35 protein-coding genes are annotated in these 22,083 nt (G+C 36.3%); 2 read left to right on the forward strand and 33 right to left on the reverse strand.

All coding sequences use genetic code 11. The features are described 5' to 3' along the window. The first annotated feature begins 234 nt into the window (after positions 1–234). Positions 235–819, forward strand: a complete 585-nt coding sequence (locus AC07N0_RS02100) for a Crp/Fnr family transcriptional regulator (RefSeq protein WP_494587935.1) — start codon at positions 235–237, stop codon at positions 817–819. A 16-nt stretch (positions 820–835) separates the two neighbouring features. Here AC07N0_RS02100 and AC07N0_RS02105 read toward each other — a convergent pair whose 3' ends face one another. The 33 genes from AC07N0_RS02105 to rplC all read right to left on the reverse strand — a co-directional run bounded on the left by AC07N0_RS02105 (position 836) and on the right by rplC (position 20,659). Beyond that, positions 836–1,213 (reverse strand): FtsL-like putative cell division protein, encoded by a 378-nt coding sequence (locus tag AC07N0_RS02105; protein WP_323246272.1) that lies wholly within the window; start codon positions 1,211–1,213, stop codon positions 836–838. Between the two features lie 11 nt (positions 1,214–1,224). Then, complete coding sequence (rsmH, locus tag AC07N0_RS02110; RefSeq protein ID WP_494587936.1) at positions 1,225–2,154, reverse strand: 16S rRNA (cytosine(1402)-N(4))-methyltransferase RsmH; 930 nt, start codon at positions 2,152–2,154, stop codon at positions 1,225–1,227. A 63-nt stretch (positions 2,155–2,217) separates the two neighbouring features. Next, entirely contained in the window at positions 2,218–3,177 is a 960-nt protein-coding gene (locus tag AC07N0_RS02115) for a hypothetical protein (protein WP_494587937.1), read from the reverse strand. Continuing rightward, on the reverse strand, positions 3,174–3,713 hold the full coding sequence (locus AC07N0_RS02120) for a hypothetical protein (RefSeq protein ID WP_492800607.1): 540 nt from the start codon (positions 3,711–3,713) through the stop codon (positions 3,174–3,176). Before AC07N0_RS02120 ends, AC07N0_RS02115 begins: the two co-directional genes overlap by 4 nt. Positions 3,714–3,832: 119 nt before the next feature. After that, a complete protein-coding gene (gene rplQ / locus AC07N0_RS02125) occupies positions 3,833–4,369 on the reverse strand; it encodes a 50S ribosomal protein L17 (RefSeq protein WP_309913356.1) in 537 nt (178 codons plus the stop codon). 178 nt (positions 4,370–4,547) lie between these two features. Continuing rightward, entirely contained in the window at positions 4,548–5,537 is a 990-nt protein-coding gene (locus AC07N0_RS02130) for a DNA-directed RNA polymerase subunit alpha (protein WP_309913354.1), read from the reverse strand. 322 nt (positions 5,538–5,859) lie between these two features. Continuing rightward, the gene (gene rpsD, locus AC07N0_RS02135; protein WP_492803619.1) at positions 5,860–6,465 is read right to left on the reverse strand and encodes a 30S ribosomal protein S4; all 606 of its coding nucleotides are present in this window, start codon (positions 6,463–6,465) and stop codon (positions 5,860–5,862) included. 113 nt (positions 6,466–6,578) lie between these two features. Continuing rightward, entirely contained in the window at positions 6,579–6,974 is a 396-nt protein-coding gene (rpsK, locus tag AC07N0_RS02140; RefSeq protein WP_184128614.1) for a 30S ribosomal protein S11, read from the reverse strand. 116 nt (positions 6,975–7,090) lie between these two features. Continuing rightward, a complete protein-coding gene (rpsM, locus tag AC07N0_RS02145) occupies positions 7,091–7,468 on the reverse strand; it encodes a 30S ribosomal protein S13 (protein ID WP_492800608.1) in 378 nt (125 codons plus the stop codon). A gap of 60 nt (positions 7,469–7,528) precedes the next feature. Beyond that, positions 7,529–7,645, reverse strand: coding sequence for a 50S ribosomal protein L36 (gene rpmJ / locus AC07N0_RS02150; RefSeq protein ID WP_109324399.1), 117 nt, complete (start codon positions 7,643–7,645; stop codon positions 7,529–7,531). Between the two features lie 88 nt (positions 7,646–7,733). After that, positions 7,734–7,952, reverse strand: a complete 219-nt coding sequence (infA, locus tag AC07N0_RS02155; protein ID WP_095160735.1) for a translation initiation factor IF-1 — start codon at positions 7,950–7,952, stop codon at positions 7,734–7,736. 18 nt (positions 7,953–7,970) lie between these two features. Continuing rightward, positions 7,971–8,765: a type I methionyl aminopeptidase gene (map, locus tag AC07N0_RS02160; RefSeq protein ID WP_494587939.1), complete on the reverse strand. Its 795-nt coding sequence runs from the start codon at positions 8,763–8,765 to the stop codon at positions 7,971–7,973. A 36-nt stretch (positions 8,766–8,801) separates the two neighbouring features. Next, positions 8,802–10,124 carry a preprotein translocase subunit SecY gene (gene secY / locus AC07N0_RS02165; protein WP_309913348.1) on the reverse strand — a complete coding sequence of 441 codons (1,323 nt, stop codon included), beginning with the start codon at positions 10,122–10,124 and terminating at the stop codon, positions 8,802–8,804. Positions 10,125–10,333: 209 nt separating this feature from the next. After that, complete coding sequence (gene rplO / locus AC07N0_RS02170; RefSeq protein ID WP_492800610.1) at positions 10,334–10,780, reverse strand: 50S ribosomal protein L15; 447 nt, start codon at positions 10,778–10,780, stop codon at positions 10,334–10,336. A gap of 80 nt (positions 10,781–10,860) precedes the next feature. Next, the gene (gene rpmD / locus AC07N0_RS02175; RefSeq protein WP_309913340.1) at positions 10,861–11,040 is read right to left on the reverse strand and encodes a 50S ribosomal protein L30; all 180 of its coding nucleotides are present in this window, start codon (positions 11,038–11,040) and stop codon (positions 10,861–10,863) included. Positions 11,041–11,117: 77 nt separating this feature from the next. Continuing rightward, on the reverse strand, positions 11,118–11,636 hold the full coding sequence (rpsE, locus tag AC07N0_RS02180) for a 30S ribosomal protein S5 (RefSeq protein ID WP_309913337.1): 519 nt from the start codon (positions 11,634–11,636) through the stop codon (positions 11,118–11,120). A 55-nt stretch (positions 11,637–11,691) separates the two neighbouring features. Next, the gene (gene rplR, locus AC07N0_RS02185) at positions 11,692–12,039 is read right to left on the reverse strand and encodes a 50S ribosomal protein L18 (protein ID WP_494587941.1); all 348 of its coding nucleotides are present in this window, start codon (positions 12,037–12,039) and stop codon (positions 11,692–11,694) included. A 132-nt stretch (positions 12,040–12,171) separates the two neighbouring features. Next, positions 12,172–12,726 carry a 50S ribosomal protein L6 gene (rplF, locus tag AC07N0_RS02190; RefSeq protein ID WP_494587942.1) on the reverse strand — a complete coding sequence of 185 codons (555 nt, stop codon included), beginning with the start codon at positions 12,724–12,726 and terminating at the stop codon, positions 12,172–12,174. A gap of 89 nt (positions 12,727–12,815) precedes the next feature. After that, positions 12,816–13,211 (reverse strand): 30S ribosomal protein S8, encoded by a 396-nt coding sequence (gene rpsH / locus AC07N0_RS02195; RefSeq protein WP_184128579.1) that lies wholly within the window; start codon positions 13,209–13,211, stop codon positions 12,816–12,818. 133 nt (positions 13,212–13,344) lie between these two features. After that, on the reverse strand, positions 13,345–13,614 hold the full coding sequence (gene rpsN / locus AC07N0_RS02200; RefSeq protein WP_109741979.1) for a 30S ribosomal protein S14: 270 nt from the start codon (positions 13,612–13,614) through the stop codon (positions 13,345–13,347). A 105-nt stretch (positions 13,615–13,719) separates the two neighbouring features. Next, positions 13,720–14,274, reverse strand: a complete 555-nt coding sequence (gene rplE / locus AC07N0_RS02205) for a 50S ribosomal protein L5 (RefSeq protein WP_184128576.1) — start codon at positions 14,272–14,274, stop codon at positions 13,720–13,722. A gap of 85 nt (positions 14,275–14,359) precedes the next feature. After that, positions 14,360–14,692, reverse strand: a complete 333-nt coding sequence (gene rplX / locus AC07N0_RS02210) for a 50S ribosomal protein L24 (protein WP_309913327.1) — start codon at positions 14,690–14,692, stop codon at positions 14,360–14,362. Between the two features lie 14 nt (positions 14,693–14,706). Beyond that, positions 14,707–15,075, reverse strand: coding sequence for a 50S ribosomal protein L14 (gene rplN / locus AC07N0_RS02215; RefSeq protein WP_184128569.1), 369 nt, complete (start codon positions 15,073–15,075; stop codon positions 14,707–14,709). 69 nt (positions 15,076–15,144) lie between these two features. After that, positions 15,145–15,408 carry a 30S ribosomal protein S17 gene (gene rpsQ / locus AC07N0_RS02220; RefSeq protein ID WP_184128565.1) on the reverse strand — a complete coding sequence of 88 codons (264 nt, stop codon included), beginning with the start codon at positions 15,406–15,408 and terminating at the stop codon, positions 15,145–15,147. An 86-nt stretch (positions 15,409–15,494) separates the two neighbouring features. Further along, positions 15,495–15,680 carry a 50S ribosomal protein L29 gene (rpmC, locus tag AC07N0_RS02225; RefSeq protein ID WP_323257062.1) on the reverse strand — a complete coding sequence of 62 codons (186 nt, stop codon included), beginning with the start codon at positions 15,678–15,680 and terminating at the stop codon, positions 15,495–15,497. Between the two features lie 93 nt (positions 15,681–15,773). Further along, positions 15,774–16,199, reverse strand: a complete 426-nt coding sequence (rplP, locus tag AC07N0_RS02230) for a 50S ribosomal protein L16 (RefSeq protein ID WP_184128559.1) — start codon at positions 16,197–16,199, stop codon at positions 15,774–15,776. Between the two features lie 106 nt (positions 16,200–16,305). Next, positions 16,306–17,193: a 30S ribosomal protein S3 gene (rpsC, locus tag AC07N0_RS02235; protein WP_309913318.1), complete on the reverse strand. Its 888-nt coding sequence runs from the start codon at positions 17,191–17,193 to the stop codon at positions 16,306–16,308. Positions 17,194–17,220: 27 nt separating this feature from the next. Continuing rightward, positions 17,221–17,586 (reverse strand): 50S ribosomal protein L22, encoded by a 366-nt coding sequence (gene rplV, locus AC07N0_RS02240; protein WP_184128552.1) that lies wholly within the window; start codon positions 17,584–17,586, stop codon positions 17,221–17,223. Positions 17,587–17,682: 96 nt separating this feature from the next. Next, positions 17,683–17,961, reverse strand: a complete 279-nt coding sequence (rpsS, locus tag AC07N0_RS02245; protein ID WP_184128536.1) for a 30S ribosomal protein S19 — start codon at positions 17,959–17,961, stop codon at positions 17,683–17,685. A gap of 4 nt (positions 17,962–17,965) precedes the next feature. Then, positions 17,966–18,793: a 50S ribosomal protein L2 gene (rplB, locus tag AC07N0_RS02250; protein ID WP_492800613.1), complete on the reverse strand. Its 828-nt coding sequence runs from the start codon at positions 18,791–18,793 to the stop codon at positions 17,966–17,968. 119 nt (positions 18,794–18,912) lie between these two features. Continuing rightward, positions 18,913–19,200 (reverse strand): 50S ribosomal protein L23, encoded by a 288-nt coding sequence (rplW, locus tag AC07N0_RS02255; RefSeq protein ID WP_492800614.1) that lies wholly within the window; start codon positions 19,198–19,200, stop codon positions 18,913–18,915. Between the two features lie 85 nt (positions 19,201–19,285). Further along, positions 19,286–19,915, reverse strand: coding sequence for a 50S ribosomal protein L4 (gene rplD, locus AC07N0_RS02260; protein ID WP_323246287.1), 630 nt, complete (start codon positions 19,913–19,915; stop codon positions 19,286–19,288). 126 nt (positions 19,916–20,041) lie between these two features. Continuing rightward, positions 20,042–20,659: a 50S ribosomal protein L3 gene (rplC, locus tag AC07N0_RS02265; RefSeq protein ID WP_492800615.1), complete on the reverse strand. Its 618-nt coding sequence runs from the start codon at positions 20,657–20,659 to the stop codon at positions 20,042–20,044. A gap of 668 nt (positions 20,660–21,327) precedes the next feature. Between rplC and AC07N0_RS02270 the strand changes: the two genes are divergently transcribed. Then, entirely contained in the window at positions 21,328–22,080 is a 753-nt protein-coding gene (locus AC07N0_RS02270) for a glycosyltransferase family 2 protein (protein ID WP_494587943.1), read from the forward strand. Positions 22,081–22,083 lie beyond the last annotated feature (3 nt).

Consider the following 22,083-nt stretch of genomic DNA (forward strand, 5'->3'; position numbering starts at 1 on the left):
GTATATTTTACATTTTGACAACTATTTTATACATTTTTTAGTTGTGAGTCTTGAGTTGTGAATTGTGAGTGATGATCAGTGCTTGCCTAAAATAGGTTGCCCTACAACAGTAATAATTTTAGACAAGTATAAAAAAGCTCATTGCTCAAAGCTCACAACTAAAAATTCACAACTCTTACAAACTTGTTAGCATTTTTTTTATTCCTACATGTATCTTTGAAAAAACTTTCTTGCATGACTTCCCCAAAGCTTTTACTTCAACAAACCGTCAATCATATTCATCCTTTATCTGAGGACGACTTTGAGTCTTTTTATGCGTTGTTTAAGCCTTTTTCTGCCAAACGAAAGGAACTACTTACTGAAGCTGGTAGTGTTGAAAAGTATTTGTATTTTGTATTGGAAGGATTACAAAGGTTATATTATTTGGATGAACACAACCGAGAAGGGACTTTGGTTTTTTCTTATCAATCAAATTTTGGCGGTATCCTTGATTCAATGATGAATCAAACCCCGTCTAAATATTATTATGAGACCTTAAGTCCTTCTGTTTTTTTGAGGGCTGCGTATACTCACATAGATGAACTTCTAGCTACTCATCCTGCTATTGAAGTATTATTAAGGAAAGGATTAACAGGTGCTTTTTCAGGAATATTGGAGAGGTTAGTAGAATTACAATGTTTTTCTTCGGAAGAAAAATTCCAACAATTATTACGGAGAAGTCCGCATATTTTACAAATTGTACCACATAAATATTTGGCCAATTATATCGGTATCGACCCTAGTAATTTTAGTAAGCTAATCAATAGCATTAAGATTTAGCCATTTATAAAATTAGCTAATCTTCAACCACAATTTTGGTTGGAGGAACTTTATTTTCTTCCAGTCCCATGGGTGCTACTTTCTTGATGATTTCAGATTGCTTGCCTGCTTTCATAAAATCGGCCTTTTGGGTGGTATAATCAGCCCTTTTTTCTTCCAATACAAACTTTGCTTTATCTATTTTATGAATCAGACTTTCGGCATTCAACGACGATACGATATAGATAACAATGAGTCCCGATACCCATAATACATAGCGAAGTTGGCTGGCTGGAAATTCGCCACCCAACAGTCTATCCATATTGAATATTTTATCAAAAAAAGCAAAGATACCCTTACTAGGTTTATTACTCGACTGACTAACCTTTGGGGCACGGGATACATTTTTTGCCATAATGCTTGTTTTTACTTTTCAGACAACGCTGCAATTCTTAGTTTAGCACTTCTACTTCTACCATTGATTGATAATTCCTCTGGCGATGCTTCAATAGGTTTTTTATTGATAGCCATCAAAGGTTTGGTTACAGTACCATAAATAATGTCTTTATCAGGCTCTCCTTTGAAGTTTCCTGCCTTGATATAGTTCTTAACGAGTCTATCTTCCAAAGAATGGAATGTCATGATACAGAGCCTACTTTCTTCATCTTTCAACAAATCTGGCACTTGTTCCAAAAACTCTTCTATTACTTCCAATTCCTGATTAACTTCAATCCTGATGGCTTGAAATACCTGTGCAAAATACTTGAACTCTTTGAATTTAGGAGCATATTTCTCCAAAATAGCTTTCAATTCACCTGTAGTTTTGATGGGGGTATTCAGCCTTGCACTATGAATAGCATTGGCCAAAGTACGAGCGTTTTTGATTTCGCCATACATTCCCAAAATTTTATGCAATTGTGCCTCAGAATATTCATTGACAATAGTATATGCTGACACTTCTGCCTTTTGATTCATCCTCATATCTAAATCCCCTTCAAAGCGTGTCGAAAATCCACGTGTTGGTTCATCTATCTGATGTGATGAAATACCAAAATCGGCTAAAATACCATCTACTTTTTTGACTCCGTATAATCGTAGGTATTTTTTAATGTTCCTAAAATTGGTTTCGATGAATGTAAAGCGAGGGTCTTGAAAAGCCTGAGCATTTACTTTAGCGTCTGGGTCTTGGTCAAAAGCATATAGCTTTCCCTTTTCCCCCAATTGTGCCAATATAGCTCTTGAATGACCACCGCCCCCAAAAGTTACATCTACATAAACGCCATCAGGACGTATATTTAGTCCATCAAGGCATTCTTGAAGCATTATTGGGCGATGGTACTCAGTATTGATTGTCATTATTTTTAATCTTTAAATACAAATTTATGGATAATCTTGCTGGAATTTAACCAAACGTTTCAATTAAATATGAAGCAGTTTCTTGATATCCAACGCTAATTTCTGAGAGAAAATCTCCGCTCCATATTTATTCAAATGTTGAGAATTATAAAAATACTTCTGTTGATAGCAGAGTGAATCCTTTGAATAATCTAAAAAATAACAATGATAGCGTTCAGATACCTCTTTACACATATTAATCATGATATACTTATTTTTATACAAAGGCTGTACTTCATAATACTCAGGGGCATATAATAGCACCACTTTTATGTGGTGTTTCTCGCAAAAAGCTAAATATTCTTCCAATTGTTTTGTGATAGTCTTATCGAACGTATACCTCACTCCTTTCGGGTACCGCTTTTTAAACCTTTCAAAATCCTGATTCCATTCGTAAGCATTGCCTCTGTAACCCTTATATTTAGTAGTAGTATCGTATAGTGAAGTAAAATTCACAAAATTACAAATGCCTTCCCAAGCCAAAGCCTGTTGATTTTTATATTTTAGCAGGGGTATATTTTGTTGATATTCATCAAACTCACCTTTATGTCCACGTGTAGTTTCCGTTATGATTGGCTCGTTGATAAAAGGTAGAAACTGTTCAGGGTTTACTACATCAGCACGTTTGGAAAAACCATATGCATCTACATTATGAATAATATATTTAGGCTTTTTATTATGTGCCAGATACAATTTAAACCGTGCAAATTGCATATCGAAATGCCAAGCCGACATGCCTAGATTATAAGAATTAAGCTTTAGTGTACTGTCAATAATTTTAGGAGAAATATGAAACTCTGCCCTAGATGACCCCAAAATCAATAAATCTGCATTGATTTTTCCATCGAATAAATCATTCCAGGTGGCATAATATTCATTCCTAGATTTTCTTAGACCGCTATCTACAACAAATGCCAAAGCATATAAACTAATGATAATTAGAAAGGACAATAAAGCTATTTTCTTTAAAAACCTTTGTATCATTTTTGTGCTTTTGCTTCTATCTTAAATGCCTTTTTATCTCCAAACACTAGTTTCTGTGTACCTTCTATTAAATAATAGTCGACTACGCCATTCGCCAAAGTCATTTTAATATGCTTATCGGTTTCATAAAGGTAGTTTTCGTTGGTAATAGTGGCTTCTAATGCCGTAAATGCTCCCTTTTGAAGATAGATTTTTACAATTTTTACTGGAAGATTCTCTTTCGCTTTTAGGGTATAAACGATGGTAGAATCAGATTGATTGATGTCATAACTATTCAAATAAGCAGGTTTATTCAAATCAGTTTGTACGAATAGCTCTAATTCTTTTGACCAGTCTTCTATCTTGATAAGCTTGGTTTCTGGTATATTATTGCTCCAGACAGTTTTATTAAAAGATGGTTTCTTTGTATTCAGAATATTGATTTGATTGCTTATGGTAGTTTTTAAATCAAAATATTTATTGATAAAAGAAGTCTTTTCTTCCTTACAAGCGATAAGCAAAGTAAGCGTTACAAGTATTATGATGGATGATTTCATATTACAAAATTACGGATGTATATTGATATTAATAACGTAAAAGTTATAATCGACCAAAATAACAAAAGGACTTCGACCAAAGTCAAAGTCCTTTTTGAAATAGAAAAATCTACGTTAGATTATTCTTCAGTTTTTTCTTCCGAAGTTTCAGCAGCAGGAGTTTCATCTTCTACTACTTCAGCCGAAGGAACCTCAGCTACTGGTGCAGCTTCGATAGTATCTTCAGTTTTCTTAGCTCCAGAACGACGACCACGACGAGTTTTCACTGCTTTCTCAGCTGTAGCTGCTAATAAAGTTTCGTTGAAGTCAACTAATTCCATTAAGCACATTTCAGCATTATCACCAAGACGATTAGCCAATTTGATAATTCTAGTGTAACCACCTGGACGGCTAGCAACTTTCTCAGAAACAATACCAAAAAGTTCTTTAACAGACTCTTTGTTTTGTAAGTAAGAGAATACAATACGACGATTGTGAGTATTGTCGTCTTTTGATTTAGTAATCAAAGGCTCAACATACTTTCTTAATTCTTTAGCTTTAGCAGCTGTAGTTTCGATTCTTTTGTGAAGAATCAAAGAAGATGCCATGTTCGATAACATAGCGGCTCTGTGAGGAGCAGTTCTACCTAAATGGTTGAATTTTTTACCGTGTCTCATTATATTGTTTCGTAAGTTTGAAATGACACACTTAGTTCCCAGCGGAAAAAAGCCATCATTGCGGTTAAGTTAATTCGCATCAACTCACCTATTACTACTATTAAAAATTGAAAAATTAGTGTTTACTACAGTTAGCAAACACTAATTTTCCTTGATTGCTAAACAAGCTGAATGGCTCTTAGTCTTCGTCTAAACGATAACGAGCAACATCCATACCGAAGTGAAGTCCTTTTTCTTCGATTAGTTGTTCTAATTCAGTCAATGATTTCTTACCGAAGTTACGGAATTTCATCATGTCAGAAATTTCTAATCTAGCCAAGTCTCCTAAAGTTCTAACATCAGCTGATTTAAGACAGTTGTAAGCACGAACTGACAAGTCTAAATCTGCTAGAGCAGTCTTCAATAATTTTCTCATGTGTAGCATTTCTTCATCTACCACGTTGTCTTCTTCTGCCTTCATAGACTCGAAAGTCATTGTTTGGTCAGAGAATAACATAAAGTGTTGAATCAAGATATATGCTGCACCTTTTAATGCGTCTTCAGGGTGAATTGATCCGTCAGTTTCAATATCCAAAACCAATTTCTCATAATCTGTTTTTTGTTCAACACGAGTATTTTCGATGCTGAATTTCACATTTTTGATTGGTGTAAAGATTGCATCAATCGGGATGTGACCAAAAGGAGGTTCTGAGTTTCTAGTTTCGTCTGAAGGAACATATCCACGACCTTTTTCAACGATAATCTCCATCTCAAATTCTTTTGATTCATCTAAATTACAGATAACTAAATCTGGATTTAAGATGTCAAAATAATTTGTAAATTTAGCAATATCGCCTGCTTTAAGAGTGCTTTGACCTTTCACTCTTACATTGATTTTATTCTCAAGGATTTCCTGACTTTTTTTGAATCGAACTTTCTTCAAATTCAAAATAATTTCAGTCATATCCTCAATTACTCCTTCAATGGCTGAAAATTCGTGCAAAACTCCGCCAACCTTAACGCTTGTAATAGCGTAGCCTTCTAATGAAGACAACAAGATTCTACGAAGTGCATTACCGATTGTAACGCCATAGCCTTTTTCGAGTGGCTTAAACTCAAATAACCCGTGAAAGTCGTCAGCTTTTTCCATGACAACTTTATCGGGCATTTGGAATGCTAATATTGACATATTTCGTAGCGTAATTTACCTTGGAATGTGTAAGAATAGAGTAATCAATTCGCAATTTACGAATTAACTCTGTAATTTTAGCATTTAGGGTTACTATTTTTTCGATAAAACCTTGACATTTCAGAAGAATTCATCTATATTACAAGTTTACAGAAAATCGAGACCCTTAGAATAAACAATATTAATTATTGTACATCTAATATTGAATAAACACAAAATCAAACAAACTTAGATTTTACACATTAATGTAAAATCTAAGTCACAAAGTTTTCAATTAAATTGTCAGAATATTTTTGACCATTTACTCTGTCAAAATATATGATTACTTAGAATAAAGTTCAACGATTGCTTGCTCATTGAAGTTCTCTGGAATATCAGTACGTTCTGGATAAGAAACGAATTTACCAGTCATTGTAGGAGTATCCCATTCTAACCAGTTGAAACGTTTTCCAGCTTTTCCAGCAAGTGAGTTAGAAACTACCTCTAAAGATTTAGATTTCTCACGTACACTTACTAATTGTCCTGGCTTAAGAGAATACGATGGAATGTTTACAATTTCACCGTCAATAAGAATATGCTTATGAATAACCAACTGACGAGCTGCACGACGAGTAGGAGCAATTCCTAAACGATAAACAGTGTTATCAAGACGAGCTTCACAAAGTTTCAAAAGGTTTTCACCTTTGATACCTTCTCTTACAGCCGCTTTGTGGTATAAGTTTTCAAATTGCTTTTCAAGGATACCGTAAGTATATTTCACTTTTTGCTTTTCTTTTAATTGCAAAGCATATTCTGAAACTTTACCACGTTTACCTTTACCGTGCTGACCTGGACCATAGTTTTTGCGTGCTAACGCTTTACTTGGACCTAAGATTGGCTCACCAAAACGACGAGCAATTTTTGATTTTGGACCTGTATATCTTGCCATTTCTAAAATTAATAAAGTCATCAAACCTCTTTTGTTCGATGAAGTAATTAAGATAAATAAAAGAAAACGTTAATAATTACTAATTAACGTTTCCAGTAAATTTTTAATGAAGATTAAACTCTACGACGTTTTGGAGGACGACATCCGTTGTGAGGAAGTGGAGTAATATCTTTGATAGAGATTACTTCGATACCAGCATTAGAAATAGTTCTAATGGCTGATTCACGACCTGAACCTGGTCCTTTTACAAAAACATCAGCTTTTTTCATTCCAGCTTCTACAGCTACGGCAGCGCAGTTTGTTGCGGCTGTTTGTGCAGCATAAGGAGTGTTTTTCTTAGAACCTTTGAAGCCCATTTTACCAGCAGAAGCCCAAGAGATTACTTGTCCTTGACTGTTAGTAATAGAAATAATGATGTTATTGAAAGAAGCTTTGATGTGTACTTGACCATGCTGCTCAACTACTACAACTCTCTTCTTTGCTTTGTCTTTTCTTTTAGCCTGTGCCATTGTTAGTTTTGTTTGTTCAATTCCAGTTTTGAGTTCGTACATTCTCCGAAGAGCAACCTTCTCATCTTAGAACTCGACGAATTAAGAATATTATATCCTTAAACTCAGCCTAATTTTTACTTAGTAGCTTTTTTCTTGTTCGCAATAGTCTTACGCTTACCTTTACGAGTACGAGAGTTGTTCTTAGTTCTCTGACCACGTAATGGAAGACCTTTACGGTGACGAAGACCACGGTAACAACCGATGTCCATCAAACGTTTGATATTCAACTGGATTTCAGAACGAAGTTGACCTTCAGTCTTGAATTCTCCAGCGATAATCCCACGAATTGCACTTGCCTCTTCATCGTTCCATTCGCCAGCTTTTTTGTCGAAAGAAATATTAGCTTGTGTTAAAATTTTCTGAGCAGTGCTACGACCTATTCCGAAGATGTAAGTCAGAGCAATTTCGCCTCTTTTTTTGTCGGGAATATCAACCCCTGCAATACGAGCCATACTTTTTTAGCTTTTTAGATTTTAAATGAAGGAAGTTTCTCAACTACCCCATGTTAATAATCATCCTTGTCTTTGTTTGAACTTTGGATTTTTTTTGTTAATAACATAAAGTTTTCCGTGACGACGGATTACTTTACATTCAGCACTACGCTTCTTGATAGACGCTTTAACTTTCATTGTAGTATTTATTAATGTTTCTATTAATTACAGTTTTGCAAAAGCATCCGTAAAGTTTACTAAAACTATCAATTGCCAACTGCCTATTTTACTTGTAACGATACACAATTCTTGCTTTACTTAAGTCATAAGGAGACATTTCTAACTTCACCTTATCACCAGGTAAGATTTTAATGTAATTCATTCGCATCTTACCAGAAATATGGGCAATCACTTGATGGGTATTTTCTAACTCTACTCTAAACATAGCATTTGAAAGAGCCTCAATGATAATTCCATCTACTTCTATTGATGATTGTTTTGCCATAAATTCAATTTGAAAATTTCAAATATTAACGATGTACTCTGATTTAGCAATAACTTCCTCAATAAATTTAAAGGTAGTTAGTATATCTGCTTTATCCTTTTTAATTGCTATTGTGTGTTCAAAATGGGCAGATGGCTTTCTATCTTGGGTTCTGATAGTCCAACCATCGTTTTCTTGATGAATGGCTTTCTTTCCTTGATTTACCATCGGTTCTATGGCAATTACCATATTCTCCTTTAGTTTTGCTCCATCGCCTCTTCTACCATAATTGGCTACTTCTGGTTTTTCATGAAGAGATTTCCCTACTCCATGCCCTACTAGTTCTCTAACAATGGTAAAACCTAATTTCTCACTGAAAGTTTGGATAGCAAAGCCAATATCACCAATTCTTTTACCTACTACTGCTTGTTCAATTCCTTGGTAAAGTGATTCTTTGGTGGTTCTCAGTAAAAGAAGAGTCTCTTCATTTACATTACCGATTGCATAAGTATAAGCACTGTCGGCATGAAAACCATTTTTAAATACACCACCATCAATTGTTACAATGTCTCCGTCTCTTAATTGATAATTGTTAGGTATTCCATGAACCACTACATCATTTACTGAAATGCATAAAGATGCAGGGAACTTGTTATAATTAAGAAACGAAGGTGTACTATTATTATCTTTAATAAACTCGTAAGCTACTTTATCTAATTCTTTAGTCGTTACGCCTGGTTTTATCATTTTGGCTACCTCTGCATGAGTTTGGCCAAGTATAATACCATTTGCTCTGATGATTTCTAAATCGCTATTTGTTTTTAAATAAATCATTCTTATTAATGCTTAGGAAATAACATCCTAAAATTGTTATTGAGCAACCGCCTCTGTTCTACCTTTGATTCTACCTGATTGCATCAATCCTTCATACTTACGCATCAATAAATAACTTTCTATTTGCTGTAGGGTATCTAATACAACACCTACTAAAATTAGCAATGAAGTTCCTCCGAAGAAAGATGCAAAACCACGAGTGATTCCGAATAAACTTGCTAAAGCAGGAAGGATAGCGATAATGGCTAACATAAATGCTCCTGGCAAAGTAATTCTATCTAAAATATCAGCGATAAAAGTTGAAGTAGCTTCACCTGGCTTAACACCTGGTACAAAACCACCACCTCTTTTCATATCATCAGAAATTTGTGTTGGGTTAATTGAAATAGCCGTATAAAAGAATGTAAATACGATAATCAAGAACGCAAATAACAAATTGTATTCTAATGAAGTGAAATCACTGAATTTCTGAGCTACCGACTGTGCGAATTCACTTTTCTCAGCTAAAGAACCTGCTACCAATCCTGGAACAAACATTAAAGCTTGTGCAAAAATGATAGGCATTACACCTGCTGAGTTAAGCTTCAACGGAATATACTGGCGTTCGCCACCTACAGATGAAGTTCTGTTACCTACTACTTGTTTCGCATATTGTACTGGGATTCTTCTAACCGCTTGAGTAACCATTACGGCACCCATTACTACGAAGAAAAGCGCTACAATTTCTATTACAAATAATAAAGCTCCTGACATTCCACGAGATTGAGCTTCACCGATGATTGATCCCGGGAAACGAGACACAATACCAATCATGATTAGCATTGAAATACCGTTACCAACTCCTTTATCAGTAATTTTTTCTCCTAACCACATACAAAACATTGTACCAGCAATCAAGATAATTACTGCAAACAAGCGGAACGACCATGCACTAACGATGATTGCTTCTGCAGGAATAGTTGTTTGTAGGTATGCTGTTGCTTGAGCGGCAGTAACAAAGATTGTTAAAACTCTTGTAATTTGGTTTAACTTCTTTCTTCCCGACTCTCCATCCTTTTGCATCTTCTGAAAATATGGCAATGCAATTGTTAACAATTGAATAGCGATAGAGGCAGAGATGTAAGGCATAATACCTAAAGCAAATATAGAAGCATTATTGAATGCTCCACCCGAAAACATATTCAACAAACCTAATAAACCGCCTTCTCCTTTTTGTTCTAATTTTGCAGCATCAATACCTGGTAAAACGATATAAGAACCTAAGCGAAAAAAGGTGATAAACAACAGAGTGTTAAGGATTCTACCTCTTAGTTCCTCTATTGAGAAAATGTTTTTGATAGTGTTAATAAACTTGTTCATGCTATCTGTTTAAATAATCGTCAAATAATGAATGAAAACTGAAATTGTTCAACTTTTTCTTTAATCACAAATCTGTTGCCAGTTTTTACACGATTACTCAAATATTTCTGTTGTCTATCTAATTAATTTGAAAATCGGGATTTTGAAAATTTGAAAACTAACAAATCTATTAAACAAAACTTGAAGCTCCAAATTTTCATAATTTCAAACTACCCCACAATTGCTTTTCCACCTGCTGCTTCGATAGCAGTTTTGGCAGATTCAGAAAAACCTTTAACTGTTACTTCTAATGCTGATGTTACAGCACCACGTGACAAGATTTTCACTAAATCATTTTTAGAAACTAATCCATTGTTATAAAGTACATCATGGTTGATTACTGTTGAACCAATTGAATCAGCTAAAGCTTGTAGCGTATCAAGGTTAATTGCCTTATATTCTACACGATTAATATTTTTAAATCCGAACTTAGGAACTCTACGCTGTAAAGGCATTTGACCACCTTCAAAACCAGCTTTACGAGAATAACCTGAACGAGACTTTGCACCTTTGTGACCACGAGCAGAAGTACCACCTAAACCAGAACCAGCACCACGACCAACTCTTTTTCTAACTTTTGTTGAGCCTTGAGCAGGCTTTAATGAAGAAAGATTCATTGTATTATTTTTTTAATGTTTGCTAAACGCTACTCCCCTGTGGAGTAACTCGCTATACTAATGAGGGAACCTCAATAATATTAGATATTCTCAACTACAATCATGTGTTGAACCGCACGAATCATCCCTTCAATAGCAGGATTCAACTCTTTTTCAACGCTTTTGTTAATTTTGCCTAAGCCTAAAGCTTGCATAGTACGTTTTTGAACGTCTGGGCGTTTGATTGTACTTTTTACTTGTGTAATTTTTACCTTTGACATGGTCTTATAGTTACGAGTTTGGGTTATGAGTTATTACAATGTAGTACACCTTAATAACTCATAACCTTAAACTGCTCTTATCCGTTGAAAACTTTTGCTAAAGAAACGCTTCTTTGGAAAGCAACTGTATGTGGATTTCTCATTTTCACAAGAGCATCAACTGTTGCTTTAACCACGTTGTGTGGGTTTGAAGAACCTTTAGATTTTGCTAATACGTCATGTACACCAGCAGATTCTAATACAGCACGCATCGCACCACCCGCAATTACTCCAGTACCCGGAGCAGCAGGCTTCAACAATACGAAACCACCAGAGAATTTACCAATTTGTTCGTGCGGAACAGAGTTTTTCAATAAAGCTACTTGGAATACATTTTTCTTTGCATCCTCAATACCTTTAGCGATAGCATCAGTTACTTCATTAGCTTTTCCTAATCCGAAACCTACGATACCTTTTCCGTCACCAACTACAACGATTGCAGAGAAGCTGAAACGACGTCCACCTTTTACTACTTTCGCTACACGATTGATAGCAACAACTTTTTCTTTTAATTCGCCTTCGTTAACCTTTATTGGCTTTGATATTAATTGCGACATTTTTTCTGAATTTGAAAATTTGTGAATTTGATTAATGAATAATCAAATTGACTAATTAGAATTTAAGACCACCTTCTCTTGCACCATCGGCAATTGCTTTTACACGACCATGATACAAGTATCCGTTACGATCGAAAACAACCGCTAATATACCAGCCGCTAATGCCTTCTCTGCGATTTTTACTCCTACTTGTTTAGCATTATCTACATTGCCATTAGCCAAGCCAAGTTCTTTTGTAGAAACTGCTGCTAATGTATGTCCTTGAACATCATCAATAATTTGAGCGTAAACACCAGTATTTGAACGAAACACTGATAATCTTGGTTTGCTAGCTGTACCAGAAATCTTTGCTCTAATTGATCGTTTGATGCGTAATCTTCTTGAATCTTTTTGCGTAGCCATTGTAATATTTATATGTTTTGTGGATTGCCGACCCACGATTGGAATTTGAATTTTGTCAATTTGAAAATTCAAAATACTTCGTATAAATACGGGTATTTCAAATTTTCAAATCATATCAATTACAAATTACGATTATTTTTTACCACCAGTTTTACCAGCTTTTCTACGAATTTGCTCACCCACAAAACGAATACCTTTACCTTTGTAAGGTTCGATTTTACGTAATGAACGAATTTTCGCTGAAACTTGGCCTACTAATTCTTTATCAATTCCTTCTAAAGTTACTTTAGGGTTTTGACCTTTCTCCATTGCAGTAGTCACTTTCAATTCAACAGGAATCTGAACAAATACAGCGTGAGAATATCCTAAACTTAACTCAAGAATATTTCCTTGATTTGATGCTTTATAACCAACCCCAACAATTTCCATCTGAGATTTGTATCCTTCGCTTACACCAATAACCATGTTATTGATTAAAGAACGATATAAACCATGAAGGGCTTTGTGACGTTTCTGTTCAGTAGGGCGTTTTACTGCTAATTCAGCACCTTCAATCTCAACAGTGATGTCTGGATCGATGGTACGTTCTAAAGCACCTTTAGGTCCTTTTACTGATACATGATTTTTATCAACCGTTACTGTTACACCAGCAGGTAACGTGATAATCTTATTGCCAATTCTTGACATGATTGTAATTTGTTTTGCTTAAATGGAAGTCCAAAAATCATAACCAGTGGTCATCAATTAATGGAAACTTCTTTCAGCGTTAAGAAATATTAATAAACGTGGCAAAGTACTTCACCACCTACGTTTAACACACGAGCTTCTTTGTCGGTGATAACCCCTTTTGATGTCGAAAGAATTGCAATACCTAAACCATTCAATACACGTGGCAACTCAGTTGCACCTTTGTATTTACGTAAACCTGGCTTAGAAATTCTTTCTAATTTAACGATTGCCGACTGCTTAGTAACTGGGTTATACTTCAAAGCAACTTTGATGGTACCCTGAACAGTTGTATCGTCAAATTTATAGTTTTGAATATATCCTTTATCAAAAAGCACCTTAGTGATTTCCTTTTTGATGTTAGAAGCAGGGATTTCAACGATTCTATGGCGTGCCTTGATGGCATTTCTCAATCGTGTTAAGTAATCTGCTATTGGATCTGTCATTGTTTTCGATATTTGAAACGAAACCTTTTCTGAAAAGGCTCGCAAAATTACGGAATTAAAATTAAGAAGACAAGTAATTGATAATTAAAATAATTCTAATTACTTAATTATCAATTATCTGAAGCGGTAATTATTACCAGCTTGATTTAGTTACCCCTGGAATTAACCCATCAGAAGCCATTTGGCGGAAAGTAACACGGTTGATACCGAACTTACGCATATAACCTCTTGGGCGTCCTGTAAGTTTACAACGGTTATGTAAACGTACTGGTGAAGCATTTTTAGGTAACTTATCAAGTCCTAAATAATCACCAGCTGCTTTCAAGGCTGCGCGTTTTGCGGCATACTTAGCAACTGTTGCTTCTTTCTTTCTTTCTCTTGCTTTTACTGATTCTTTTGCCATTGTGTTGAGAATCTTTATTTGTTATCGGTTATCTGTATCCGTTATCGGTAAATGTTATTTAGAAAATAATATCAATAATAACAGTTCACAGATAACTTAAATCAATTACTTCTTCTGATTTGAGAAAGGCATTCCCATTGCTGTTAACAATGCATTAGCCTCTTCGTCAGTTTTTGCGGTAGTTACAAAAGTGATATCCATACCAGAAATTTTGCTTACTTTATCAATAGAAATTTCAGGGAAGATAATTTGTTCTTTAACACCTAATGTATAATTACCACGACCATCGAAACCTTTGTCTGATACACCTTTGAAGTCACGTACACGAGGTAACGAAACAGTCATCAAACGATCAAGGAATTCGTACATTTTTTGTCCTCTCAACGTTACTTTAACACCAATTGGCATATTTTCACGTAATTTGAAGTTTGAAATAGCTTTCTTAGAAATTGTTGCAACAGCTTTCTGTCCAGCGATAAGAGTAATTTCTTCAACACCCGTATCAATCAATTTCTTGTCAGCCACAGCAGCACCAATACCTTTGTTGATTACAACTTTAGTAACTTTTGGAACTTGCATTACTGATTTGTATTGAAATTTTTCCTTTAAAGCAGGAACGATTTCATTTACATATTTATCTTTCAGTCTTGTAGTTGTCATTGTATGAAAATTTATGTGGATTTCCGACCCACTTTTTCAATTGATAGTTTTGATTATGCATCAAAACTATTTACTTGAGATTTAATTAAATGAATTTTCCTGTTGCTTTCGAGAATCTTTGCAACTTTCCTTCTTCGTTCAATTTACGACCTGTACGTACTGGCTTGCCGTTTTCAGCAACTGCCAAGTTTGAGATGTGAATAGAACCTTCACGTTTCTCAATACCACCTTGCGGAGTATTTGCATTAGGCTTAACGTGTTTAGTTTGAAGATTTACTCCTTCAACGATAGCACGTTGCTTATCAACTAATACCTTTTTGATTACGCCTGTCTTACCTTTTGAGTTTCCAGCGATAACGATAACTGTATCACCAGATTTGATGTGCAGTTTTGGCTGCTTATTAAACTTTCTTTCCATGATACGAATTATGATTAAAGCACCTCTGGGGCTAATGAAACGATTTTCATGAAACCTGCATCACGTAGTTCACGTGCAACTGGCCCGAAAATACGAGTACCACGTGGCTCGTCGTTGGCATTCAACAATACGGCTGCGTTATCCTCGAAACGAATATATGAACCGTCTTTACGACGAATCTCTTTTTTAGTTCTTACTACTACGGCTTTAGAAACCGTACCTTTCTTCATGCTTGATGATGAAAGTGCTGATTTAACAGTCACTACAATTTTATCACCAATTGAAGCGTATCTTTTTCCTGTACCGCCCAACACACGGATAACTAGAACTTCTTTAGCTCCTGAGTTATCTGCTACGCCGAGTCTTGATTCTTGCTGTACCATTTTATGATTGGAATACTGATTTTAACGAAAAATTTAACTTCTTAATAATATTGATTGTTGGGAAGGAAATTATTTCGCTTTCTCGATAACTTCAACTAATCTCCAACGTTTATTTTTTGAAAGTGGACGAGTTTCCATTACTTTCACTGTATCACCAATACCACATTCATTGTTCTCATCGTGAGCCATCAACTTTGAAGTTTTTTTCATAAACTTACCATAAAGTGGATGCTTTACTTTTCTTTCTACGGCTACAGTGATTGATTTGTCCATCTTGTCGCTCACTACGCGCCCTACTCTGATTTTTCTCAGATTTCTTTTTAATTCTTCCATCGTTGGATTCTATTAATTGTTGTTACAAGATTGACCTCAAGCGTTATATTGATGAGGTCTGTTATAATTACTTCTCAGTAATTGATTTATTTCGCTGCCGAGATAGCAGTTTCCAATCGAGCAATAACTTTACGAGCCTCACGGATACGTAATGGATTTTCAATTGGAGAAATAGCGTGAGCAAACTTTAGGCGAGCTAAAGCCTCTTTTTCAGAGGCTAAAGTACTTACTAGTTCTTCCGCACTTAATTTTTTGATTTCTGCGTTTTTCATGACTTTGATTATGAATATTATAATCTGAATATGTATTAATAGATTCGATAAACTTTGGAAAGCCATCAAATCAGAACTAACCAAATTTTCAAATTATTGTGCTTCTTGATAATCTCTACGCACTACGAATGAAGTACGAAGTGGCAATTTCTGAGCTGCTAAACGAAGCGCCTCTTGTGCCAATTCTAAAGGTACACCAGCCGATTCAAACAAGATAGTTCCTGGCTTGATACGTGCTACCCAGTATTCTGGAGCACCCTTACCTTTACCCATACGTACCTCTGCTGGTTTCTTCGTAATAGGTTTGTCAGGGAATACACGAATCCAAACTTGACCTTCACGTTTCATGGCACGAGTTACTGAAATACGAGCCGCTTCAATCTGACGAGCAGTGATGCGTCCTGGTTCCAAAGCTTTGATAGCGAACGTACCGAAATCAAGTTCATGACCACGAGTAGCGTTTCCTTTAATCCTACCTTTCTGTTGCTTACGGAACTTGGTTCTTTTTGGTTGTAACATTGTCTTATTAAGTCTATGGGTCGGTGGCTTCAAGAATTAAGAAATGAGTTGTTAAGAACACTCTTATCTTACATTTCACTACTGACCACTGACAAGAATTTACGAATTATCTCTTTCCACCCGCTGGTTTGTTGCCACCGCCAGGACGATTTCCGCCAGGTTTGTTAGCTCCGCCACCACGGTTGTTATTGTTGTTATTACGACGTTGTGCATCGTCACGACCACCAGCACCGCCACGGTTGTCACGACCTCCACGACCTTTACGATCGCCTTCTTCGCCACGTCCACCACGGTTGTTACCTCCACGAGCATCCGCTCCACTAGCAGCCTGTTGTGCAGCCATACCAGCATTCGGAGAAAGATCACGCTTACCATAAACTTCACCACGGAAAATCCATACTTTGATACCGATTTTTCCGTAAACAGTTAATGCTTCAGAAATAGCATAATCGATATCAGCACGAAGTGTGTGCAAAGGAATACGACCTTCTTTGTATCCTTCAGAACGAGCCATTTCAGCACCTCCTAAACGACCTGAAAGTTTCAATTTGATACCTTGAGCACCTACACGCATTGCTGATGCAATAGCTTGCTTCATAGCACGACGGAATGAAATACGAGCCTCTAATTGTTGTGCGATAGCCTCACCAATTAATTTAGCATCAATCTCAGGACGTTTGATTTCAAAAATGTTGATTTGAACATCTTTTCCTGTGATTTTCTTTAATTCTTCCTTGATTTTATCAACTTCTTGACCACCTTTACCAATTACAACGCCAGGGCGTGCAGTATTGATAGTCAATGTTATGCGCTTTAAAGTACGCTCAATGATTACCTTAGAGATAGCACCCTTTGGAATACGTGCGGCAACATATTTACGAATTTTATCGTCTTCAACTAATTTATCGGCAAAACTCTTACCACCATACCAGTTAGAATCCCAACCTCTGACGATACCAAGTCTAAAACCAACGGGGTTTATTTTCTGTCCCATTTTTTGATATTTAGATTATTTCTCTAATTATTCTGTGATTATTGTTGGTGCGGTTGCTGAAGCAACTACAAGGGTAATGTGGTTAGAACGTTTCAAGATTCTATGACCACGTCCTTGTGGAGCTGGACGCAAACGCTTTAATGAGCTACCGCCATCAACTGTAACGGTTTTAACATATAAGTCAGCATCTTCTAACTTTACATCCTCATTTTTATTTTGCCAGTTAGCAATGGCTGAGAGTAACAATTTCTCAACGTGTCTTGCACCAACCTTAGGCTCGTATTTTAAAATACCGAGAGCCTTATTTACTTTCTGACCTCTAATCATGTCTACCACGATTCTCATTTTCTGAGGTGAAGTCGGAACATTATTTAACTTAGCTACTGCTTCCATTTTATGATTTCGGATTTCGGATTTCGGAGTCTGGAATTTCAATTATGATGATAATAATATCTTAATAATTCAAATCCCATTGTCCAGCATTCCAAATTATCTTTTGCCTTTATCTTTTTTTGCCGTGTGACCTCGGAAGTTGCGTGTTGGAGCAAATTCACCCAATTTATGACCTACCATGTTCTCTGTCACAAATACTGGAATAAATTTATTACCATTGTGCACTGCGAAGGTGTGTCCAACGAAATCAGGTGAAATCATCGAACGACGTGACCAAGTCTTAATAACTGACTTTTTTCCTGATTCGGTCATGACTTGCACCTTGTTGTCAAGGCGGTAGTCAATATAAGGTCCTTTTTTTAATGAACGTGCCATCTACCTATTTTTTCTTTCTACTGATGATTAGACGATTTGATTGTTTCTTCGGCGTACGAGTTTTCTTACCTTTCGCTAATAAACCTTTACGTGAACGAGGGTGACCTCCTGATGAGCGACCCTCACCACCACCCATTGGGTGATCGACTGGGTTCATCACTACACCACGAACTCTTGGACGGCGACCTAACCAACGATGACGACCTGCTTTACCCATTACGGTATTCATGTGATCACTGTTAGATACCGAACCTACTGTTGCTAAACATCTTGACAATACCATACGCATTTCACCTGAAGGCAATTTCAACGTAGCATATTTGCTATCACGAGCTAACAATTGTGCATAAGTACCAGCAGAACGAGCCATTTCAGCACCACCACCCGGACGAAGCTCGATTGCGTGAACAATAGTACCTGTTGGGATGTTTGATAATGGAATAGTGTTACCTACTTCTGGTGCTGCTGTAGCACTTGAGATTACTTTTTGTCCAACAACAATTCCTGCTGGAGCAATGATGTATGCTTTTTCGCCATCTGCATATTCGATAAGAGCGATACGAGCTGTACGGTTTGGATCGTATTCAACTGTTAAAACTGTTGCTTCAACATCGAATTTATTACGGAAGAAATCAACTAAACGATAACGACGTTTGTGACCTCCACCGATATAACGCATGGCACGGTGTCCATCTGCATTACGACCACCTGTTCTTTTTACTGGGGCTAACAAAGGCTTGTACGGCTTTGAGGCTGTTATTTCCTCGAAGGTCGCAGCAATCCTGTGGCGTGAACCCGGGCTTGTTGGTTTTAATTTTCTAGTAGCTGCCATTTCTGTGCTTTGTTCAATTTATCGGGATGAACTCCCATAGTTAAGTAATTTGAAGATTTGATAACTTGAAGATGAAATCGAATTCCAAATTTTCAAATTAGCTTAATTCAAATTATAATTTAAATTCCATCATAGAAATCGATAACTTCACCTTTAGCGATAGTTACGATTGCCTTTTTGAATGTTGAAGTAACACCAGAAGTAACTTTAGTTCTAGTACTTCTTGATTTCTTCTTACCAAATTGGCGAAGTGTGTTTACAGCCGTAACTTCAACACCGTACATTTTCTTAATTTCTTTAGCAATCTCGATTTTGTTTGTCTTGCTTGCTACTTCGAAAACGTACTGACCGCCTTTCTGTAAGCCCTGAGATTTCTCAGTAAGAATTGGTCTTTTGATAATGCTCATTTTCTTATTTTCGTTATTTATTATCCGCTATTGCTATCTGTTAAACGCTTATTCATACGGATAACGAATAACAATTAACCAATAACTAATTACTAAAAGATGATTCGATTTTTGAAATTGCTCCTTCTACGATAAGCAATTTTGTTGCGTTAACTAAATCATAAGTGTTAACTTGTCCTGTTGAAGCAATTTTCGTTTTCGGAAGATTACGACCTGACAAATACACATTTTGATCTTCTTCTGGCAAGATTAACAATGTCTTCGTATCATTTAAAGACAAGGCGCTTAATAATGCGATGTAAGATTTAGTTTTTGGAGCATCAAAAGAAAATCCTTCTAATACTGTTACTGAACCTGACTGTACTTTAGCAGCATAAGCTGATTGGCGAGCCAATGATTTCACTTTCTTGTTTACCTTGAAAGAGTAATCTCTTGGAACTGGACCAAAAATACGTCCACCACCTTTCATCAATGGAGATTTTGCTGAACCAGCACGAGCACCACCTGTACCTTTTTGTTTTTTAATCTTGCGAGTTGAGCGAGAAACTTCTGCTCTTGGTTTCGCTCTGTGAGTTCCTTGACGTTGGTTTGCCAAGAACTGCTTCACGTCTAACCAAACTACGTGTTCGTTTGGTTCGATGCCAAAGATTTCGTCAGAAAGAGTTACCTTTTTGCCTGTTTCTTTGCCTTGTATGTTTAAAACTGATAATTCCATTTGTCTAATTTGAAAATTTTAATCGGGCGACGAACCGCCGGGCGGCGAACCGCTTGAAAACCTGAAAATTTAATAATGTAATGTCAATGCTACAAAGAGCTAATTGATACCTTCAAATTTTCAAATCTATTTTTCAAGAATAACGTAAGAGTTTTTCGCTCCTGGGATTGAACCCGATACCACGATTAGGTTTTTCTCTGAATAAACTTTCAATACTTGTAAGTTTTGAACTTTTACACGATTACCACCTGTACGACCTGCCATGCGAATACCTTTGAATACACGAGATGGGAATGAACAAGCACCGATTGAACCTGGGTGACGACCTCTGTTGTGCTGACCGTGAGTTTGACCTCCAACCCCTGCAAAACCGTGGCGTTTAACAACACCTTGGAAACCTTTACCTTTTGATGTTCCGATAGCGTCGATAAAATCGCCTTCTACGAACAATTCTGCGGTAATAACTTCTCCAAGTGAAAGTTCATTTTCGAATGATTTAAACTCTACGAGTTTTTTCTTTGGAGTAGTTCCTGCTTTTTTGAAGTGACCTAAAAGAGGTTGCGTTGTGTGCTTCTCTTTTTTCTCGCCATAACCCAATTGAATGGCGCTATAACCTTCTTTTTCTACTGTTTTTACTTGTGTTACTACACAAGGACCGGCTTCGATCAGCGTACAAGCGACAGCAGTACCGTCAGCGTTGTAGAGGCTGGTCATACCGACTTTCTTTCCGATAATTCCAGACATTTTATTAGAATAAAACGTTAATAATTGATTGTGAATGAACGAGTTACGACAAAACCCCAACTGGGAGCGTAAAACGGACTGCAAAGGTCGGAATTTAATTTGGCATAAACAAAATCTATACTAAATTAATTCACGAATAAATTCTGAGACAGAAATGAGTAAAGCTACAAGATGTGCACGTATGCAGACGAAGAGACGGAAAAACCGTATTGCGTTAGAAAAACGAAACGTTTCTTGTGTAGCTTAATATTAACATTACAGACTGGGCATTCAGTGTTATAATATAATATCAGTTCTGACACGCTTGCAGGCAAGCCTGCGGTAATTTCAAATTAGAAGATTTACGTTTTGCCTATTTCCGTATTTTTTATCGAGTTCTGCCAACCCATATAAAAACAAAGAAAACGTTCTCTCTTAATTGGACTGCAAAATTAGAGGATTCTTTTTGAAATACAATGAGTTAAGCAAAAAATATTTTAATTATTTTACTTTTTTTTAACAATCAATCTGACACCTTATTTTATTGCGAAATACTCACTGATAAAAAAAATACTGATGGCATGACTTGAAGTCATGCTATCAGTGATAACTGATGCCTGATAGCTGAAGTTCTATCCCTCTTTACAATAAATATTACTATCTTTGTACTCTTAGCAAAATAGCTCTTTATGAAAATTTCTATCATTACTGTTTCCTTTAATAGTGCAACTACGATTCGTCAAACCATTGAAAGTGTTTTAGCGCAGGATTATCCCGAATTAGAATATATCGTTGTAGATGGCGCCTCTAAAGATGGAACAGTGGAAATTTTGAAGGAATTTGCAGATAGAATAAAGTTTATTTCTGAACCCGACAAAGGTATTTATGATGCCATGAACAAGGGTTTGAAGATGGCCACTGGCGATGCTATTGGCACCATTGGTGGGGATGACTTCTACCCAAACAATCAAGTAATTAGTCAAGTAGCCAAAGCATTTGTTCAATACCAAACTGATGCTGTATATGGAGATATACAATTTATCAACCCAGACGATATTCATACGATTGTGCGCTATTGGAAAGCTGGTGAGTACTCACGTAAAAATTGGTTGCAGGGATGGATGCCTCCGCATCTTTCGTTTTATTTGAAAAAAGCTGCTTTTGAAAAGTATGGTGAATACCTAACAGATTTCACTTGCTCTGGCGACTATGAGTTAATGCTAAGAATGCTTTATAAAAATCATCTTTCTGCCCACTATTTACCCCTAACGCTTACTACCATGCGCAACGGTGGTACTAGTACTGCCTCGCTGAAGCATCGTTACAGGGCTAATATGGAAGATAGAAGAGCATGGAAAATAAATAACCTAAAGCCTAATTGGTATACTTTGTGGATGAAACCGCTATCGAAAATTACTCAGTTATTTAAAAAGGGAGAATAACGT

The organism is Arcicella sp. GW821-FHT09D11 (assembly GCF_059416265.1).

Coding starts and splice junctions, on each gene's coding strand:
- AC07N0_RS02100 (WP_494587935.1), top strand. CDS start 235: ATGACTTCCCCAAAGCTTTTACTTCAACAAACCGTCAATCATATTCAT.
- AC07N0_RS02105 (WP_323246272.1), bottom strand. CDS start 1,213: ATGGCAAAAAATGTATCCCGTGCCCCAAAGGTTAGTCAGTCGAGTAAT.
- rsmH (WP_494587936.1), bottom strand. CDS start 2,154: ATGACAATCAATACTGAGTACCATCGCCCAATAATGCTTCAAGAATGC.
- AC07N0_RS02115 (WP_494587937.1), bottom strand. CDS start 3,177: ATGATACAAAGGTTTTTAAAGAAAATAGCTTTATTGTCCTTTCTAATT.
- AC07N0_RS02120 (WP_492800607.1), bottom strand. CDS start 3,713: ATGAAATCATCCATCATAATACTTGTAACGCTTACTTTGCTTATCGCT.
- rplQ (WP_309913356.1), bottom strand. CDS start 4,369: ATGAGACACGGTAAAAAATTCAACCATTTAGGTAGAACTGCTCCTCAC.
- AC07N0_RS02130 (WP_309913354.1), bottom strand. CDS start 5,537: ATGTCAATATTAGCATTCCAAATGCCCGATAAAGTTGTCATGGAAAAA.
- rpsD (WP_492803619.1), bottom strand. CDS start 6,465: ATGGCAAGATATACAGGTCCAAAATCAAAAATTGCTCGTCGTTTTGGT.
- rpsK (WP_184128614.1), bottom strand. CDS start 6,974: ATGGCACAGGCTAAAAGAAAAGACAAAGCAAAGAAGAGAGTTGTAGTA.
- rpsM (WP_492800608.1), bottom strand. CDS start 7,468: ATGGCTCGTATTGCAGGGGTTGATATTCCCGACAAAAAAAGAGGCGAA.
- rpmJ (WP_109324399.1), bottom strand. CDS start 7,645: ATGAAAGTTAAAGCGTCTATCAAGAAGCGTAGTGCTGAATGTAAAGTA.
- infA (WP_095160735.1), bottom strand. CDS start 7,952: ATGGCAAAACAATCATCAATAGAAGTAGATGGAATTATCATTGAGGCT.
- map (WP_494587939.1), bottom strand. CDS start 8,765: ATGATTTATTTAAAAACAAATAGCGATTTAGAAATCATCAGAGCAAAT.
- secY (WP_309913348.1), bottom strand. CDS start 10,124: ATGAACAAGTTTATTAACACTATCAAAAACATTTTCTCAATAGAGGAA.
- rplO (WP_492800610.1), bottom strand. CDS start 10,780: ATGAATCTTTCTTCATTAAAGCCTGCTCAAGGCTCAACAAAAGTTAGA.
- rpmD (WP_309913340.1), bottom strand. CDS start 11,040: ATGTCAAAGGTAAAAATTACACAAGTAAAAAGTACAATCAAACGCCCA.
- rpsE (WP_309913337.1), bottom strand. CDS start 11,636: ATGTCGCAATTAATATCAAAGCCAATAAAGGTTAACGAAGGCGAATTA.
- rplR (WP_494587941.1), bottom strand. CDS start 12,039: ATGGCTACGCAAAAAGATTCAAGAAGATTACGCATCAAACGATCAATT.
- rplF (WP_494587942.1), bottom strand. CDS start 12,726: ATGTCAAGAATTGGCAATAAGATTATCACGTTACCTGCTGGTGTAACA.
- rpsH (WP_184128579.1), bottom strand. CDS start 13,211: ATGACAGATCCAATAGCAGATTACTTAACACGATTGAGAAATGCCATC.
- rpsN (WP_109741979.1), bottom strand. CDS start 13,614: ATGGCAAAAGAATCAGTAAAAGCAAGAGAAAGAAAGAAAGAAGCAACA.
- rplE (WP_184128576.1), bottom strand. CDS start 14,274: ATGACAACTACAAGACTGAAAGATAAATATGTAAATGAAATCGTTCCT.
- rplX (WP_309913327.1), bottom strand. CDS start 14,692: ATGGAAAGAAAGTTTAATAAGCAGCCAAAACTGCACATCAAATCTGGT.
- rplN (WP_184128569.1), bottom strand. CDS start 15,075: ATGGTACAGCAAGAATCAAGACTCGGCGTAGCAGATAACTCAGGAGCT.
- rpsQ (WP_184128565.1), bottom strand. CDS start 15,408: ATGGAAGAATTAAAAAGAAATCTGAGAAAAATCAGAGTAGGGCGCGTA.
- rpmC (WP_323257062.1), bottom strand. CDS start 15,680: ATGAAAAACGCAGAAATCAAAAAATTAAGTGCGGAAGAACTAGTAAGT.
- rplP (WP_184128559.1), bottom strand. CDS start 16,199: ATGTTACAACCAAAAAGAACCAAGTTCCGTAAGCAACAGAAAGGTAGG.
- rpsC (WP_309913318.1), bottom strand. CDS start 17,193: ATGGGACAGAAAATAAACCCCGTTGGTTTTAGACTTGGTATCGTCAGA.
- rplV (WP_184128552.1), bottom strand. CDS start 17,586: ATGGAAGCAGTAGCTAAGTTAAATAATGTTCCGACTTCACCTCAGAAA.
- rpsS (WP_184128536.1), bottom strand. CDS start 17,961: ATGGCACGTTCATTAAAAAAAGGACCTTATATTGACTACCGCCTTGAC.
- rplB (WP_492800613.1), bottom strand. CDS start 18,793: ATGGCAGCTACTAGAAAATTAAAACCAACAAGCCCGGGTTCACGCCAC.
- rplW (WP_492800614.1), bottom strand. CDS start 19,200: ATGAGCATTATCAAAAGACCAATTCTTACTGAGAAATCTCAGGGCTTA.
- rplD (WP_323246287.1), bottom strand. CDS start 19,915: ATGGAATTATCAGTTTTAAACATACAAGGCAAAGAAACAGGCAAAAAG.
- rplC (WP_492800615.1), bottom strand. CDS start 20,659: ATGTCTGGAATTATCGGAAAGAAAGTCGGTATGACCAGCCTCTACAAC.
- AC07N0_RS02270 (WP_494587943.1), top strand. CDS start 21,328: ATGAAAATTTCTATCATTACTGTTTCCTTTAATAGTGCAACTACGATT.